General features: G+C 63.2%; 12 protein-coding genes and 2 pseudogenes. 8 read left to right on the top strand and 6 right to left on the bottom strand.

Annotation, left to right across the window (positions count from 1 at the left end):
* From ABIE52_RS07980 to ABIE52_RS07970, 3 genes and pseudogenes are all read left to right on the top strand, one after another.
* Positions 1-1731, top strand: coding sequence for an ABC transporter substrate-binding protein (locus ABIE52_RS07980; protein WP_003943316.1), 1731 nt, complete (start codon positions 1-3; stop codon positions 1729-1731).
* On the top strand, positions 1728-2306 hold the full coding sequence (locus ABIE52_RS07975; RefSeq protein ID WP_007732962.1) for an adenine phosphoribosyltransferase: 579 nt from the start codon (positions 1728-1730) through the stop codon (positions 2304-2306). Before ABIE52_RS07980 ends, ABIE52_RS07975 begins: the two co-directional genes overlap by 4 nt.
* A 248-nt stretch (positions 2307-2554) precedes the next feature.
* A pseudogene (locus ABIE52_RS07970) lies at positions 2555-4817 on the top strand (RelA/SpoT family protein).
* Positions 4818-4869: 52 nt separating this feature from the next.
* Here ABIE52_RS07970 and ABIE52_RS07965 read toward each other — a convergent pair.
* Together ABIE52_RS07965 and ABIE52_RS07960 are read right to left on the bottom strand one after the other, a co-directional pair.
* On the bottom strand, positions 4870-5682 hold the full coding sequence (locus ABIE52_RS07965; protein ID WP_370333875.1) for a peptidylprolyl isomerase: 813 nt from the start codon (positions 5680-5682) through the stop codon (positions 4870-4872).
* The gene (locus tag ABIE52_RS07960; protein WP_042452089.1) at positions 5682-6563 is read right to left on the bottom strand and encodes a peptidylprolyl isomerase; all 882 of its coding nucleotides are present in this window, start codon (positions 6561-6563) and stop codon (positions 5682-5684) included. Before ABIE52_RS07960 ends, ABIE52_RS07965 begins: the two co-directional genes overlap by 1 nt.
* Before the next feature lie 195 nt (positions 6564-6758).
* Here ABIE52_RS07960 and ABIE52_RS07955 point away from each other — a divergent pair, with 195 nt between their 5' ends.
* The 4 genes and pseudogenes from ABIE52_RS07955 (at position 6759) to ABIE52_RS07940 (ending at position 10403) form a co-directional block, all read left to right on the top strand.
* A complete protein-coding gene (locus ABIE52_RS07955; RefSeq protein ID WP_065455700.1) occupies positions 6759-7439 on the top strand; it encodes an MBL fold metallo-hydrolase in 681 nt (226 codons plus the stop codon).
* 15 nt (positions 7440-7454) lie between these two features.
* Positions 7455-8728 (top strand): annotated as a pseudogene (gene hisS, locus ABIE52_RS07950) (histidine--tRNA ligase).
* A complete protein-coding gene (locus tag ABIE52_RS07945; protein WP_007732974.1) occupies positions 8718-9347 on the top strand; it encodes a hypothetical protein in 630 nt (209 codons plus the stop codon). The pseudogene hisS and the gene ABIE52_RS07945 overlap by 11 nt, the downstream one beginning before the upstream one ends.
* Before the next feature lie 66 nt (positions 9348-9413).
* The gene (locus ABIE52_RS07940) at positions 9414-10403 is read left to right on the top strand and encodes a malate dehydrogenase (protein ID WP_192712462.1); all 990 of its coding nucleotides are present in this window, start codon (positions 9414-9416) and stop codon (positions 10401-10403) included.
* A 12-nt stretch (positions 10404-10415) separates the two neighbouring features.
* Here the strand turns inward: ABIE52_RS07940 and ABIE52_RS07935 are convergent, their stop codons facing one another.
* Together ABIE52_RS07935 and ABIE52_RS07930 are read right to left on the bottom strand one after the other, a co-directional pair.
* Entirely contained in the window at positions 10416-11651 is a 1236-nt protein-coding gene (locus tag ABIE52_RS07935) for a hypothetical protein (RefSeq protein ID WP_230691596.1), read from the bottom strand.
* Positions 11648-11977: a type VII secretion target gene (locus ABIE52_RS07930; protein WP_192712461.1), complete on the bottom strand. Its 330-nt coding sequence runs from the start codon at positions 11975-11977 to the stop codon at positions 11648-11650. Before ABIE52_RS07930 ends, ABIE52_RS07935 begins: the two co-directional genes overlap by 4 nt.
* A gap of 174 nt (positions 11978-12151) precedes the next feature.
* Here ABIE52_RS07930 and otsB point away from each other — a divergent pair, with 174 nt between their 5' ends.
* Positions 12152-12940: a trehalose-phosphatase gene (gene otsB, locus ABIE52_RS07925; RefSeq protein WP_230793241.1), complete on the top strand. Its 789-nt coding sequence runs from the start codon at positions 12152-12154 to the stop codon at positions 12938-12940.
* A 199-nt stretch (positions 12941-13139) separates the two neighbouring features.
* On the opposite strand, the gene ABIE52_RS07920 is transcribed toward otsB, so the two are convergent.
* Positions 13140-13931, bottom strand: coding sequence for an ABC-2 transporter permease (locus tag ABIE52_RS07920; RefSeq protein WP_003943323.1), 792 nt, complete (start codon positions 13929-13931; stop codon positions 13140-13142).
* Positions 13931-14905, bottom strand: a complete 975-nt coding sequence (locus tag ABIE52_RS07915) for an ABC transporter ATP-binding protein (RefSeq protein ID WP_192712460.1) — start codon at positions 14903-14905, stop codon at positions 13931-13933. The genes ABIE52_RS07920 and ABIE52_RS07915 overlap by 1 nt, the downstream gene beginning before the upstream one ends.
* Positions 14906-14964 lie beyond the last annotated feature (59 nt).

Genomic DNA, 14964 nt, shown 5'->3' with positions numbered 1-14964 from the left:
ATGCTCCCAAGAACACGCACACTGGTTCGATCGATGACGTTCGTTGCGGCCACCGCTGTGGCTGCGGGTTCGTTGGCGGCCTGCTCGGAAAGCGCCGAGCAGGTTCCGTCCATCGGATATGCCATCGACAACTCCATCTCCACGTACAACGCCAACACGACAGCTGGATCGGTGTCCGGGGCGATGGCCGCGTTCGGCCGGGTGCTTCCCGGCTTCACGTTCACCGGCCCGGCCGGAGCACCTGTCTCCGACACCGACATCGGAACGGCGTCTGAGTTGCCCGGTGACGTGCTCACGGTCTCGTACAAGCTCAATCCGGCGTCCGTGTACTCCGATGGGATTCCGATGTCCTGTGACGATCTCGTCCTCACCTGGGCGGCGTCGAGTGGCAAGTTCACCGAAGACGTCGATGGTGCCGTGAAGCCCATGTTCGACACGGCGAACAATCTCGGATACGCGGACATCGACCGGATCGACTGCCAGAGCGGGGCGAAGGACGCGACGGTGTTCTTCAAACCCGGGCGATCGTTCACCGATTGGCGGTCGTTGTTCGGTGCGACTGCGTTGATGCCTTCACACGTCGTGACGCAGCGCACGGGTGTCAGCGACGTGGTGAGCGCGGTGAATGCCGGTGACACCGAAGCGTTGTCGAAGATCGCGGACTTCTGGAACACCGGGTGGAACCTGACTCCAGGTCAGGTGGACACCTCCGTACTGCCCTCCGCTGGTCCGTATCGAATCGACTCGTACAGTACCGACGACGGCCTGGTGCTGGTCGCGAACGAGCGGTGGTGGGGCAACAAGCCTGCGACCGATCGCATCGTCGTCTGGCCACGTGGTGTGAATCTGACCGAGGATCTCGACAAGAACTCGATCGAGGTAGTCGACGTCGCTTCCGGCTCGGCTGGCGAACTCGGTACTCCGTCCGGGTTCGACGTCCAACAGATTCCGTCGCGGTCGATCGAGCAGTTCGTTCTCGCGACCTCTGGTTCGCTGGGCGACGAAGCCGCCCGTCGAGCGTTCGCGCATTGTGTTCCGCGTACGACTCTGTTCGAGAAGTTCGGGCAGACGGAGAATGCGCCGCAGGCGGGTTTGGGTTCCGGCGTGGTCGATTCGCGACTGATGGCGCCGGATTCACTCGTTTACAGCGACGCCGCTGCGGTCGACGGTGATCGGTACGCCAATGCCGACATCGAGGCTGCGAAGACGTCGTTGTCGGAAGCCGACCTCGACCAGTTGACCGTCCGGGTCGGGTACCTCGCACCGGACCCGGTGCGGGCGCAGATCGTCTCCGAAGCGAAAGCCGCGTGTGCTCCGGCGGGAATCACGGTCGAGGACGCAAGTAGCGACAGCTTCGATCCCGCGAGTCTGCAGAGTGGGGGAGTCGACGCCGTGCTCTCCGGCATGGCAGGCAAAGTCGGCGCAGGCGGAACAGCGAGCATGATCGACGCGCGCGGAGCGCTGCGATCGGGCAACGGCGCAAACCTCGGTACGTACGGAAATGCCAGGATCGATCAGATCATCGATCAGTTGAACGTGGATGCGAGCACGAGTGCGCAATTGGGACTCTCGGTGGAGGCGGAGAACATCCTGTGGACCCAGGTGCCTACGATTCCACTGTTCAATCAACTACGAACTGTCGCTGTAGCTCCAGGCATGTCGGCAGTGTTGGTCAATCCGACTCGGGCCGCTACCGGCTGGAACATGGACAGATGGGTACTACGCAGATGAGCGTCTCGAATGGTGTTGCCTTGCACACGACTGAAGAATTGATCGCAATCCACCGGGCTGCCGGGGACGCCGTTGTTCGGCTGACCCGCTGGGCGGACAACTTTCCCGGTCCCGGTGTTCGGTTCGCCGATCTGACTCCGGTGTTCGCCGACGCCGAGGGGTTCGGGGCCGTGCTCGATGCCCTTGTCGCCTGTGCTCCGGACGCCGACACGATCGCCGCCGTCGATGCTCGCGGTTTCCTGCTCGGTGCCGGTGCGGCCGCGAAGATGGGTGCGGGAGTCGTTGCCGTGCGGAAGGTCGGCAAACTGCCGCCGCCGGTGCTCTCTCGTTCGTACAGCCTCGAGTACGGATCCTCGACTCTCGAGATTCCCGCAAACGGCTTCGATCTCACGGGGCGGAATGTTCTGGTGATCGACGACGTTCTGGCTACCGGAGGGACACTCGAGGCGGCTGTACAGTTGGTCGAGTTGGGTGGAGCGAACGTCGTCGGCGTCGCAGTGGTGCTCGAGATCGAGGAACTGCGCGGTCGAGATCGCTTCTTGAAGTACCCACTGACATCACTGGTGAAGGTCTGAGTATTAAAGTTGTCTCCTGGGGGTCGAGTTAGACCTCCAGGGCAATTACCCGATGCAGGGCGGTTGCCTCAACCAACTCGGTGGTAGGAGGTGGCGACATGACGTCGAATCTTGATCGATCACAGAACTCGGGTGCAGTGTCGCAGGAGACGGGTGCAGTTCCGGCTCCGGAGACGACACCATCGAAGTCCGCGGTGCCCGACGATTCGGGATCTGCGCAAACTACCGGCAATCGGGGTGGGCAGAATCTGGCCGTGCCCGCTTCCGCCTCCCGTAGGGTGCGCGCTCGGCTTGCTCGACGCATCACCGGTCAGCGCAACGCCACCATCCGCCCGGTGCTCGAGCCGTTGGTCAGCCTCCACCGTGAGCTGTATCCGAAGGCCGACCTCGCGCTGCTCCAGCGTGCGTACGACGTCGCCGAGGACAGACATTCGAGCCAGCGGCGCAAGTCCGGCGATCCGTACATCACGCATCCGTTGGCCGTCGCAAGCATTCTGGCCGAGTTGGGTATGGACACCACCACCCTCGTCGCAGCCCTGCTGCACGACACCGTCGAGGACACCGGGTACTCACTCGAAGAGTTGACCAAGGACTTCGGTGACGAGGTCGCTCACCTCGTCGACGGCGTCACCAAACTCGACAAGGTCGTTCTGGGCACCGCCGCCGAGGGCGAAACCATCCGCAAGATGATCATCGCGATGGCGCGGGACCCGCGCGTGCTCGTGATCAAGGTCGCGGATCGTCTGCACAACATGCGCACGATGCGATTCCTGCCGCCAGAAAAGCAGGCACGTAAGGCGCGAGAGACTCTCGAAGTCATTGCGCCACTTGCACATCGACTTGGAATGGCGACCGTCAAGTGGGAACTCGAGGACCTCTCATTCGCCATCTTGCACCCGAAGAAGTATGACGAGATCGTTCGACTGGTCGCCGATCGCGCGCCTTCTCGTGACACCTATCTGGCCAAGGTTCGCGCCGAGATCAACTCGACCCTGTCCGCCTCGCGGATCAACGCCATCGTCGAAGGCAGGCCCAAGCATTACTGGTCGATCTATCAGAAGATGATCGTCAAGGGCCGCGATTTCGACGACATCCACGATCTGGTCGGCGTCCGCATCCTGTGTGAAGAAGTGCGTGACTGTTACGCCGCGGTCGGCGTTGTCCACTCACTGTGGCAGCCGATGGCCGGACGCTTCAAGGACTACATCGCACAGCCGCGCTACGGCGTCTACCAGTCGCTGCACACCACCGTCGTGGGACCGGAAGGCAAGCCCCTGGAGGTCCAGATCCGGACCCAGGACATGCACCGGACCGCGGAGTTCGGTATCGCCGCGCACTGGCGGTACAAGGAGACCAAGGGCAAGCACGCGGGCGACATCGCCGAGGTCGACGACATGGCGTGGATGCGTCAGCTACTCGACTGGCAACGTGAAGCGGCCGATCCGGGGGAGTTCCTCGAATCGTTGCGTTTACGACCTCGCGGTCAAGGAGATCTTCGTCTTCACGCCAAAGGGTGACGTGATCACGTTGCCTGCCGGATCGACTCCCGTCGATTTCGCGTATGCGGTGCACACCGAGGTCGGGCACCGATGCATCGGTGCCAGGGTCAACGGCCGACTGGTCGCGCTGGAACGAACTCTCGAAAACGGCGAAGTGGTGGAGGTCTTCACGTCGAAGGCTGCCACCGCCGGGCCGAGCCGAGATTGGCAGACGTTTGTCGTCTCGCCGCGTGCCAAGGCGAAGATCCGTCAGTGGTTCGCGAAGGAACGCCGCGAGGAGGCGCTCGAGTCCGGCAAGGATCAGATCGCGAAGGAGGTCCGCCGTGTGGGACTTCCGTTGCAGCGGTTGATGAACGCCGAATCGATGAGCACGATCGCGCACGAACTTCGCTATCCCGACGTCTCGGCGTTGTACACGGCCGTAGGCGAGAGTCAGGTGTCGGCGCACCACGTCGTGCAGCGACTGGTTGCTCATCTGGGCGGCGTCGGCGCAGTCGAGGAGGAACTGGCCGAGCGTTCGACACCGTCGACCATGCCGGTGCGCACCCGCAGTACGGGTGACTCCGGAATTCTGGTTCCCGGAGCACCGGGCACGGTGGCAAAACTCGCGAAGTGTTGCACGCCGGTACCAGGCGATTCGATTCTGGGCTTCGTCACGCGTGGCGGCGCGGTCAGCGTGCACCGTACCGACTGCACCAACGCCAACTCGCTCCACGATCAGTCGGAGCGAATCATCGACGTCGAATGGGCACCGTCAGCGACATCGGTGTTCCTGGTCGCGATCCAGATCGAGGCACTCGATCGTCATCGGTTGCTTTCCGACGTCACCAAGGCGTTGGCCGACGAGAAGGTGAACATCCTGTCGGCCTCGGTCACCACCTCAGGTGACCGAGTGGCGATCAGCAAGTTCACCTTCGAGATGGGTGACCCGAAGCACTTGGGTCATGTTCTCAACGTGGTTCGTAACGTGGAAGGCGTCTACGACGTCTACCGCGTGACCTCTGCCTCGTAAACTGCTGTGCGCCTTTATTAACCGCGGGCGGTTAATAAAGGCGCACAGGGGGTCAGGCGACTACTGCAGTCTCGATGGTGATCGGGGTGTTGGGTGCACCGCCGCCGGTTGCTCCCATGCCACCGTCGTCGCCGTCGGCCGCGATCTTCTCGATCGTCGCCAGGCCGGCGTCGTCGATCTTTCCGAAGACCGTGTAGTTGGGCGGCAAGACCGAATCCTCGTAGACGAGGAAGAACTGACTGCCGTTGCTGCCCGGTTTACCCGAGTTGGCCATTGCCAGCGTGCCGCGGGGGTAGACGGCAGGCAAGGAGAGTGCCGGATCGTTAGCCGGGTAGGCAGTGGTCGGGTACTCGTTGTCGAAGCCATAGCCTGGTCCGCCCGTGCCCTTGCCCGAGGGATCGCCGCACTGCAGGATCTGTAGACCGGGTGTGGTGACGAGTCGATGGCACGGGGTGTCGTCGAAGTACTTCTGCTCGGTCAAGCTCACGATGCTGTTGACCGTGCAGGGGGCTTCCGCCCGGTTCAGTTCCATCCCGATCGGGCCGGCCGTAGTCGTGAGCGCGACGTTGACGGTTCCCTCGGTGGACACACCCGTGGAGTTCGGCGGATTGACGGTTTTTGCTGCACCCGCCGCGCTCGGGTACGAGCAGTCGACGGTCGCCGAGGCCGGAGTCGGGACAGGCGGGAGTGCGTCGAACTGTGACATGTCGAGCGGCGGCATGGCAGCCGTTGTCGTCTTCGCCTTGGAGGTGCTGGACGGCGAGTCCGAGCTACCGGAATCACTGGAACAACCAGCCAGAAGCAGCGCCGCGGCGCTTGCGGCGGCAATAACTACAGGAAAGCGCATCACAGGATTACGTCGCATCAGTCGAGCCTTACTGTCTTGATGTCGGTGGTCAGATTCGGCTTGCCGTCACCCTCTGGCGTCGATCCGCCGGCCGCGACCTTGTCCAAAGTGGCGAGCCCGGTTTCGTCGATCGTGCCGAAAACCGTGTACTGCGGGGGGAGTTGTGAGTCGCCGTAGACGAGGAAGAACTGGCTGCCGTTGCTACCGGGTGCCCCGGTGTTGGCCATCGCAACCGTGCCGCGCGCGTAGGTGACGGGCTCCTGCGCTGCCGGGTCGGTGGTGGAATACGCCGTGGTGGGGAATTCGTTGTCGAAGCCGTAGCCCGGTCCGCCGGTGCCGGTGCCCGACGGGTCACCGCACTGCAGCACCTGGAGCGAGGGGCTCGTCGTCATGCGGTGGCAGGTGGTGTCGTTGAAGTAGTCCTGCTGCGCCAAGCTCACGAAGCTGTTGACCGTGCACGGAGACTTCGTTCCGTCGAGTGTGAGCCCGATGTTTCCCTGCGAGGTCTCGACGCTGATGCTCGGCGTCGCGTCCGGCGCGGTGGTGGGAATCCCGTCGGTACGAGGAGGGTTGTTGGCCTTGGACGCGGTAGCGCCGTCGGCTGGATACGAGCAGGAGACCGTGTCGGCCAGTGGCGTCGACAGACCGGCCGGCATTGCACCCGCGGTCTGTGGCGTGAGGCTCGAGTCTTCGGCAGCAGTGTTGGTGGTGTTCGCGTCGTCGTCACTGCGATTGCTCAGCCAGATGAGTCCACCGACGACGCCGACTACGACGACCACGCCGAGCGCAGTTCCGGCTATCGTCATCTGCTTGCGCTTGCGGGCACGTTCTGCGCGACGTTCGAGCTGACGCTCGAGCTTGCGTTTCGCCGCCTCGCGGCGTTGCTCGTTACTCGGCACTGCTGTAGTCCTCCGTATCGCGGGTGGATCGTGGTCGGCCGGCCGAGCGACACCCTGGGGGTCGGCTTCGGCAAGCGGCTCTACTCGTCGTCAGAGTCTCCCATTGCAACCTGAGAACTTACTGGCGGGGCAGCAGCTTAGGCTGTAACCGACACCGTGTTGTTCGTTTCCACCCTTCGAAGAGGAGTTGCCCCCGTGCTCGTCACTGGTTTTCCGGCCGGGATGTTCCAAACCAACTGCTACATACTCGCTCAGGACGACGCGTGCGAGTGCGTAGTCGTAGATCCGGGTCAGGATGCAGCTGAGCCGCTCTTCGAATATCTGGACTCCAAGGACATGTCGGTCATGGCGGTCCTCCTGACGCACGGTCATCTCGATCACGTGTGGTCGGCCCGCGAGGTCTGTGAGCGGTATTCCGTACCCGCGTACATCCATCCCGAGGATCGCTACATGCTCAGCGATCCGGCACGGGGGATCGGCCCGACGATGAAGGAATTCATTCAAGGCATGACGTTCGTGGAGCCGGACGAGGTGATCGAACTGGCCGACGGAGACAAGATCACCGAGGCCGGAATGACGTTCGTCGTGGACCACACACCCGGGCACACGCAGGGATCGGTGGTGTTCCGCACCCAGGCGAACACCGAGAGCGGGCCCGTGGATTTGGCGTTCACCGGTGACACCCTGTTCCAGGGTTCCATCGGGCGCAGCGACCTGCCCGGCGGAAATCACGAGCAGTTGCTCGCTTCGATCGCCCGCAAGCTATTGGTACTCGGTGACGAGACAGTGGTCCTGCCCGGGCACGGCGGCAACAGTTCGATCGGCGCCGAGCGAAGCTCGAATCCGTTTCTCGTTGGACTCAGCGCACAAGAATAAGGAAAAGTACCTCTCGTGAGTAAAGCCAGCACCTTCTCTGCACCCAAGGGCATTCCGGACTACGTTCCGCCGCAGTCAGCCGAATTCGTCGCCGTTCGTGACGGTTTGACGCGCGCCGCGAGGTTGGCCGGATACGGCCACATCGAATTGCCGATCTTCGAGGACACCGGCCTGTTCGCTCGCGGTGTCGGTGAGTCGACCGACGTCGTCAGCAAAGAGATGTACACATTCGCCGACCGCGGTGACCGTTCGGTGACGTTGCGTCCCGAGGGAACCGCCGGAGTCATGCGTGCGGTCATCGAGCACAGCCTCGATCGTGGACAGTTGCCGGTCAAGGTGTCAGCTACGCGGGCCCGTTCTTCCGCTACGAGCGCCCGCAGGCCGGTCGCTACCGCCAGTTGCAGCAGGTCGGCGTCGAAGCCATCGGGATCGACGACCCCGCGCTCGACGCTGAGGTCATCGCGATCGCCGACGCCGGATTCCGGTCGTTGGGGCTCGACGGCTTCCGCCTCGAAATCACCTCTCTCGGTGACGACACCTGCCGGCCGCAGTATCGCGAACTGCTGCAGGAGTTTCTCTTTGCACTCCCGCTCGACGAAGACACGCGTCGACGCGCCGAGATCAACCCGCTCCGCGTGCTCGACGACAAGCGCCCAGATGTACGCGAGATGACGGCCGGCGCACCGCTCATGCTCGATCACCTGTCGGAGAGCTGCAAGGCCCACTTCGACGAGGTGCTCGCGCACCTGGACGCCTTGGGCGTTCCCTATGTCGTCAACCCGCGCATGGTTCGCGGCCTCGATTACTACACCAAGACGACCTTTGAATTCGTGCACGACGGACTGGGTGCGCAGTCGGGAATCGGTGGTGGTGGTCGTTACGACGGTCTGATGGAACAGCTGGGTGGACAGCCGCTCTCGGGCATCGGGTTCGGAATCGGCGTCGACCGCACGGTTCTCGCGCTCGAGGCCGAGGGCAAGTCCGTTGCGCCACCGGCGCGTGTCGACGTCTTCTGCGTACCGATGGGTGCCGAGGCGAAGGCTGCACTGGTGAAGATCGCACATCAGTTGCGTGCCAATGGGATTCGCGTCGACCTGGCGTACGGAAACCGCGGTGTGAAGGGCTCGATGAAGGCAGCTGATCGTTCGGGTGCCGCAATCGCTTTGGTTCTCGGCGAGCGTGAACTCGAAGAGGGCGTTGTCGTTGTCAAACAGTTGGCAACAGGTGAGCAGGAGGCAGTGGCGCTCGACCAGGTTGTCGACAAGCTCGGGGAACTCGTTGAGCACTGAGGCCGAACCGGTTTCGCTCGATCTGGTTCCCGTGGCGTTGATCGCGCCGCGGCTGAAGAAATTCGCCGTTGTTGTCGTGGTGTTCGGTGTGGTCGTCGGGTTGATCGTCAGTGTGTTCTCGACGGCGACCGTTGGAGTGATCGTCGGTGCCGTCATCGCGGTGCCGACGTCACTTGCGATCCTGATGACGCTGCGCCGGCACATCACGTTGTACGGCAACAGAGTTCGTGCGCAAGCTGGTTTTCGAACCAACGTCGTCGACGTGGCCGAGGTACTCACGGCGGCATTGACGGTGCGATCCGGCCGGATCAGCGAAGTCAGCTTGACGCTCGGCGACGGACGGTCCACCGTGCGGATCCCGCTCGCGTTGTATACCGCGGGGGGTGGGCGCGAGTTGGAGATCCTTGCACTCCGCAAGCTCGCCGACGCGCTGGCGGCCAGCGAGTTGGTACCGGCTGCCGCGTTGTCCTCGGTGCTGATCGAACAGTTGCGTGCCGAAGCCCGCGGCGCCGGACTCGCCGAGCGTCCGCTCTACCGCGCCGTCGAACTCGTGACGGCGGAGGGACGAGTGCCGAGAACCACACTGACAGACCACGAAGTGGCCGGTTTACTCGACTAGCGTGGAAACCGTTCTTACAGCGTTGTAGAACGGACAGTCGTGAAAACGGCAGGTGAGGAGTCGGCAATGAGTATTGCGCCCGTAACCGTCACGGTAACCGGAGCGTCGGGTCAGATCGCATACGGAATGCTTTTCCGCATAGCTGCGGGGGAGATGCTCGGCGCTGACGTCCCGATCAAACTTCGACTGCTCGAGATTCCTGCCGCCGTGTCCGCTGCCGAAGGCGTTGCGATGGAACTCGAAGACGGCGCATTTCCGTTGCTGAGCTCCATCGACATCACTGACGATCCCGATGTCGCCTTCTCCGGCGCGAACGTCGGGATGCTGGTCGGCGCACGTCCGCGGAGCAAGGTGATGGAGCGTGCCGATTTGCTGAGCGCGAACGGCGCGATTTTCACAGCCCACGGGAAGGCGATCAACAACAACGCAGCCTCGGACGTCAAGGTGCTGGTCGTGGGAAACCCGGCCAACACCAACGCGCTCATCGCGATGAACAATGCACCGGACGTGCCCGATACTCGGTTCAGTGCGCTGACACGTCTCGACCACAACCGAGCGATCGCGCAGGTGGTGAAGAAGACCGGGGTTCGTGCGTCGTCGGTGCGCAAGGTGTCCGTCTGGGGAAACCATTCGGCGACGCAGTACCCGGACCTGTCCCACGCGACTGTCGCAGGTGAGCCTGCACTCGCGGTGATCGACGACCGCGACTGGGTGGAGAACGATTTCATCCCGACTGTGCAGGTGCGAGGCACCGCCATCATCGCTGCGCGGGGATCGTCCTCTGCGGCGAGTGCGGCCAGCGCGTCGATCGACCACGTCCGCGACTGGGTGATCGGTACCGCCGAGGACGACTGGGTATCCATGGCCGTCTGTTCGGACGGTTCCTACGGAGTGCCCGAAGGATTGATCTCTTCCTTCCCGGTGACCTGTGCCGATGGCGAGTTCGCTATCGTTCCCGACCTCGCGATCGACGACTTCTCACGCGAACGGATCGACCTGTCCGTCAGCGAACTGGAGCAGGAGCGTGCGGCGGTGCGGGAGTTGGGCTTCGTCTGAGGTTTGTCTTGATCAGAGATCTCGGAACAGGTACTGATCGGGATCGTCAGCCCCGAGCACGGGCGGCGACACCATCGGCAGATCGTCGACCATCGAATTCTCGTCGCCGGCAGTGACGAGATACCTCGGGGTAGTGCGTGACGACTCGTCGTCCCGAGATCCGCGGGGTCCACCGCCCAGCATGCCGCCCGGCGACATGCCGCTACTGCCGACTGCCGACGATGGTGCACCCAGGCCGGGCGTTGTTACCGGAACCGGTTGAACTGCAGCAACTCCCGCTGCGCCCCTCACCATTCCGCCGGTAGTGCCACCGCTTCCGCTCACCCATGCTCCGCCTGAACTTGCCGTCGCACTGGGTGACGGCGACGCGCCGGCTGCGAGTGACGTCGACGGATTGCCTGCGCCCCACAGCTTGTCGACGCCGGTCGGAAGCCCGGCGCCGGCCCGTGCAGCCGAAGTTCGAACAGCCTCTGTGCCTGGCTGAGTGGAGTCCGGGTGGGTGGAGTACGGCGCATCACCGGCATCGGTTGAGGCAGAAAGAGGTTGGGCGATCTGACGGGCGGCGTTGTTGATTGCCTCCGCAGTGACCAGGTTGGAGAGTGCCTCACTGGTCGGTGGGGTCGGCACGGGGATCGGTCCGGCAAGGGCGTTCATGGCTGCGGTGTGCCCGAGCATCTCCCCACGCGTCCGAGTCACCGCCGCGACGGCTGCCTGCATGTGTTCAGCTGCCGAGGCAAGCAACATCGCCTGTCCTGGTGGTGTCCACGCGATGGGCGCGGCAGCTGCAACCGTGGTGGCGAAGGACTGCGCGATTGCCGCGAGATTCGCGTTGCCTCGCTGCACCGATTCCGCGGCGGCGGCAGCAGTTTTCGATATCGCGGTTCCGCGTTCGCTCAATTCTGCGCCGCTGTTCTGGGCGGATCGCGACAGTTCGGTCGCGGCGTCACTGCCGGTGCTGTTCCAGGTCTGGCCCACGTCGGCGACCGCGCTTCGGGACAGTCCCATGGCGTGGTCGATGAGAGTGGACGCCTGATCGAAGATGCCGACGGGATCGATGCCCGCAAAAGTGCCTGTGCCGAGACTCTTCCCGAGTTCGATCAAGGGCGCGAACAGATCTTCGATTCCGGGGAGTGCCGGTACCGGTATGCCGGCGAGCATCGATTCGACCACATTGTTCGGCAGTACCGGGGCAGGAGCGCCACCGTGAAGGAATTCGATGACGGTCGTCGAGTCGTCTTCGGTGCTCACGCGGTCGCGCCCGTCGGTCCGGCCGCAGCGGTCAGATCTGTTGCGATTGCATGATCTGTGGTGTCGTAGGCCTGCGCGGCTGCACCGGCCGTCGCGGCGTTGCCGGCGTAGAACGTGGCGAGTGCTGCAACATCTTTGGTGTGTGTGGCCTGAGCGCGCGCGAATGCTTCGAGAAATTCGATCCCGACGGGGCCCACGGCCGGTGCGACTGCTGCGATGTTTGCACCCAGATCGACGGCGGCGGCCTGCGCGATGCGTCCTGCCGCTTCGGTCGACGTCGAGCCGTACTTTCGGATGCCGTCAGTGGCGACAGTCAATTCGCTCATCATTACCCCCCCAGTTGGTAAGCGTCGTGAGAACTTTAGCGGACCACTGTGGGCCCTTACAGGGAGACGACGCGACCTACTCAGCGGTTCCGGACAACCTGGACGAAGTGGCAGAGATTACATTCGGCTCCGGTGTTGGTATTGCGAGTGCGATCGATTTGGCACACTCGAACCATGCGAACCGCTTCGGACGTCATCCTCCGACTCACGTCCGATCCAGCTCGCTGTGGACTGGTGATGGATTTCGACGGCGTGCTTGCACCCATCGTCGACGATCCGTCGGCGAGTGCGCTACTGCCCGGCGCCGAAGACGTGCTTGCGACCCTGGCCGAGCATCTCGGTGTTGTCGGCTTGCTCTCGGGACGGCCTGTGTCGTTCTTGCGAGAGCGGCTCAGCTTGAATTCCGTTGTGCTCATGGGTTCCTACGGCGTCGAGACCTGGACGGACGACGGAATCCACGTGCTTCCGGCCGTCGCGGCGTTCAGTGATGCTGTCGCCGAAGCAGAAGCCGAATTGCGAAGCTTGTTCGACTCTCCGGCAGTTCCTGGCATCCATGTCGAGAGCAAAGGCCTTGCGGTGGCCGTGCATTGGCGTCGGGCCGCGGATCGTGCGGTCGCGCAGCGCCTGGTGGAAGCAGCGACGACAGAAATCGCGAGCCGGACCGGGTTGCGGCGTGAGCCCGGCAAGTTGGTCGAGGAATTGCGCCCACCAGTTGAGGAGGACAAGGGGACAGGCCTCCTTCGCGCGATCGCGGCCGCAGGGGTCGACGTCGTCGCGTACGCGGGCGACGACCGGGGTGACCTACCGGCCTTTGCCGCTGTCCTTGCCTCGGGTGGAGAAGCGTTGGTGGTCAAGGGCGACGACATCGCACCGGAAGTGGCTGCTGTCGACGGCGTCCAGTTCGACGGCCCGCAGGCATTCCTCGATTGGATGAAAGAGCTTGCCGCGCAACTGGAACGCTGACGCGTAAGGTCAGTCTGCCAGGAACTCGACCAGGTCTTATTTCGAGGTGCCGCGTCCGCGGGGCAGAGTGACGCGAACCCGCGCGTGCCCTGTTCCTTGGCGTGATCGACAAGCGCTGATGGTTCTGTCAACGCGAAACTGGCCGCACCGGAAGGGCTCCGGTGCGGCCAGTTTTGGTCTTGGTCGGTTTGCGACTCGGTCAGGCGTCGCGCTTGTTGACGACGGCGATGCTGATTCCGAATATCACCAGCACAAACGCTGCGAAGTAGAACAAGCTTCCCCAAGGGCCCCAATGGAAATTGGTGCTCGAACCCGAAGAGAGGAAGTGGTCGGCGTTGGCGAACGGGAGGAACGGTGTGACGTTTCTGCCGAAGGATCCGAACATGCCGAACAGGCTCTCGATGAGCAGTGGCCACAGCAGCAGTAGTGCAATGGCGCCGGCGGACTGACGAAGGAGTGCTCCGACGGCGATGGCAAGGGCAACGCAGAGGAACGCGAAGATCGGTACGCCGTAAACGGCGCGCCAGGCGTCGGCGTTGTCCAGTGCCAGATTGGTGGAGCCTTCAGAGCCTGCCGCAGCTTTGGTGATGAATACCGCGCCGAGCATGAGAACGAAGGACAGCACCGCGCCGAAAGCCCCGATCAGGCCGGCTTTGGCGATCAGAACCGAAGCCCGACTCGGGATGGCCTGGAAGGTGGTACGGATGATGCCGAAGCGGTACTCGCTGGTGATCGCGAGCGCTGCCATGATCATCAGGACCATGACGCCGAATCCGGATACTCCTAGCCCCGCGTCGTTGAACGTGGGGAGGAATTTCTCGAAATCAGGAGTTCCTGATGCGGCTTCGTCGTTGTACGCCTGAATGCTCGAACTCGACGAACGCCCGATCATCCAGGCGACGCCCAACCCTAGGACGATGATTGTGATCGTGCACCACAGCGGCGACTTGGTCGTGGTGATCTTGATACGTTCAGCACTGAGAACAGCCATTACAGTGCACCTCCCATAGCGTGCTGTGTGTTTGCGTGGTGGGCTCCGGCGCCCGGATCGATACCGGATGCGTGGTACTGGACATCGTCCCCGGTCAACTTCATGAACGCATCCTCGAGCGATCCCTGCGCAGAAGCCAACTCGTGCAACACGATTCCCTGCGAACCAGCCAACCCACCGATCACATCGGTGGTCGAATCCACGACCACCAACACCGGCTCCGATCCTGAATGTTCCTCGCGGACAGTCAGTCCCTGGGCAGTCAATGCGGCATGGAGAGCGTCCAATTGTGGGCTGCGCACGCGCACCGTCGACTCCGACGAACGATCCACGAACTCCGCGACCGTCGAATCCGAAATCAACCGACCCCGACCGATCACCACCAACTGCTCCGCCGTGAGCGCCATCTCCGACAGGAGGTGACTCGACACCAGCACCGTGCGGCCCTCGGCCGCCAACCGCTGCATGAACTTACGAATCCAGACGATGCCCTCCGGATCGAGACCGTTGACCGGCTCGTCGAACAACAACACCTTCGGATCCCCCAACAACGCACCCGCCAATCCGAGACGCTGCGACATACCGAGCGAGAACCCGCCGGCCTTCTTGCCCGCCACCTCGGACAATCCGACCAACCCGAGCACCTCGTCGACGCGGGACTTCGGGATCCCGTTCGAAGCAGCCATCCACTGCAGATGCGCCCGCGCACTGCGATTGGGGTGCACCCACTTCGCATCCAGCAACGCACCCACCGTCCGCAATGGCGTCTTGAGCTCGCGGTACGGCTTGCCCTCGATCAACGCCGCACCCGAGGTCGGCTGATCCAAACCCAGGATCATCCGCATCGTCGTCGACTTGCCTGCACCGTTCGGGCCCAGGAAGCCCGTCACGATGCCCGGCTTGACCGTGAACGACAAATCGTCCACCGCTTTCGTCGGTCCGTAAACCTTGGTCAATCCCCTCAGTTCAATCATGAGGAGAACTGTGCCCTACCGGCACTGACCAGCACATCGGTCCCGAGGATGACATGAAC

The organism is Rhodococcus sp. OAS809, assembly GCF_040546695.1.
In the GTDB taxonomy this organism is placed as follows: Bacteria; Actinomycetota; Actinomycetes; order Mycobacteriales; family Mycobacteriaceae; genus Rhodococcus_F; species Rhodococcus_F qingshengii.
This window is presented reverse-complemented; position numbering and strand designations above follow the sequence as displayed.

Coding starts and splice junctions, on each gene's coding strand:
- ABIE52_RS07980 (WP_003943316.1), top strand. CDS start 1: ATGCTCCCAAGAACACGCACACTGGTTCGATCGATGACGTTCGTTGCG.
- ABIE52_RS07975 (WP_007732962.1), top strand. CDS start 1,728: ATGAGCGTCTCGAATGGTGTTGCCTTGCACACGACTGAAGAATTGATC.
- ABIE52_RS07965 (WP_370333875.1), bottom strand. CDS start 5,682: ATGCGACGTAATCCTGTGATGCGCTTTCCTGTAGTTATTGCCGCCGCA.
- ABIE52_RS07940 (WP_192712462.1), top strand. CDS start 9,414: ATGAGTATTGCGCCCGTAACCGTCACGGTAACCGGAGCGTCGGGTCAG.
- ABIE52_RS07930 (WP_192712461.1), bottom strand. CDS start 11,977: ATGAGCGAATTGACTGTCGCCACTGACGGCATCCGAAAGTACGGCTCG.
- otsB (WP_230793241.1), top strand. CDS start 12,152: ATGCGAACCGCTTCGGACGTCATCCTCCGACTCACGTCCGATCCAGCT.
- ABIE52_RS07920 (WP_003943323.1), bottom strand. CDS start 13,931: ATGGCTGTTCTCAGTGCTGAACGTATCAAGATCACCACGACCAAGTCG.
- ABIE52_RS07915 (WP_192712460.1), bottom strand. CDS start 14,905: ATGATTGAACTGAGGGGATTGACCAAGGTTTACGGACCGACGAAAGCG.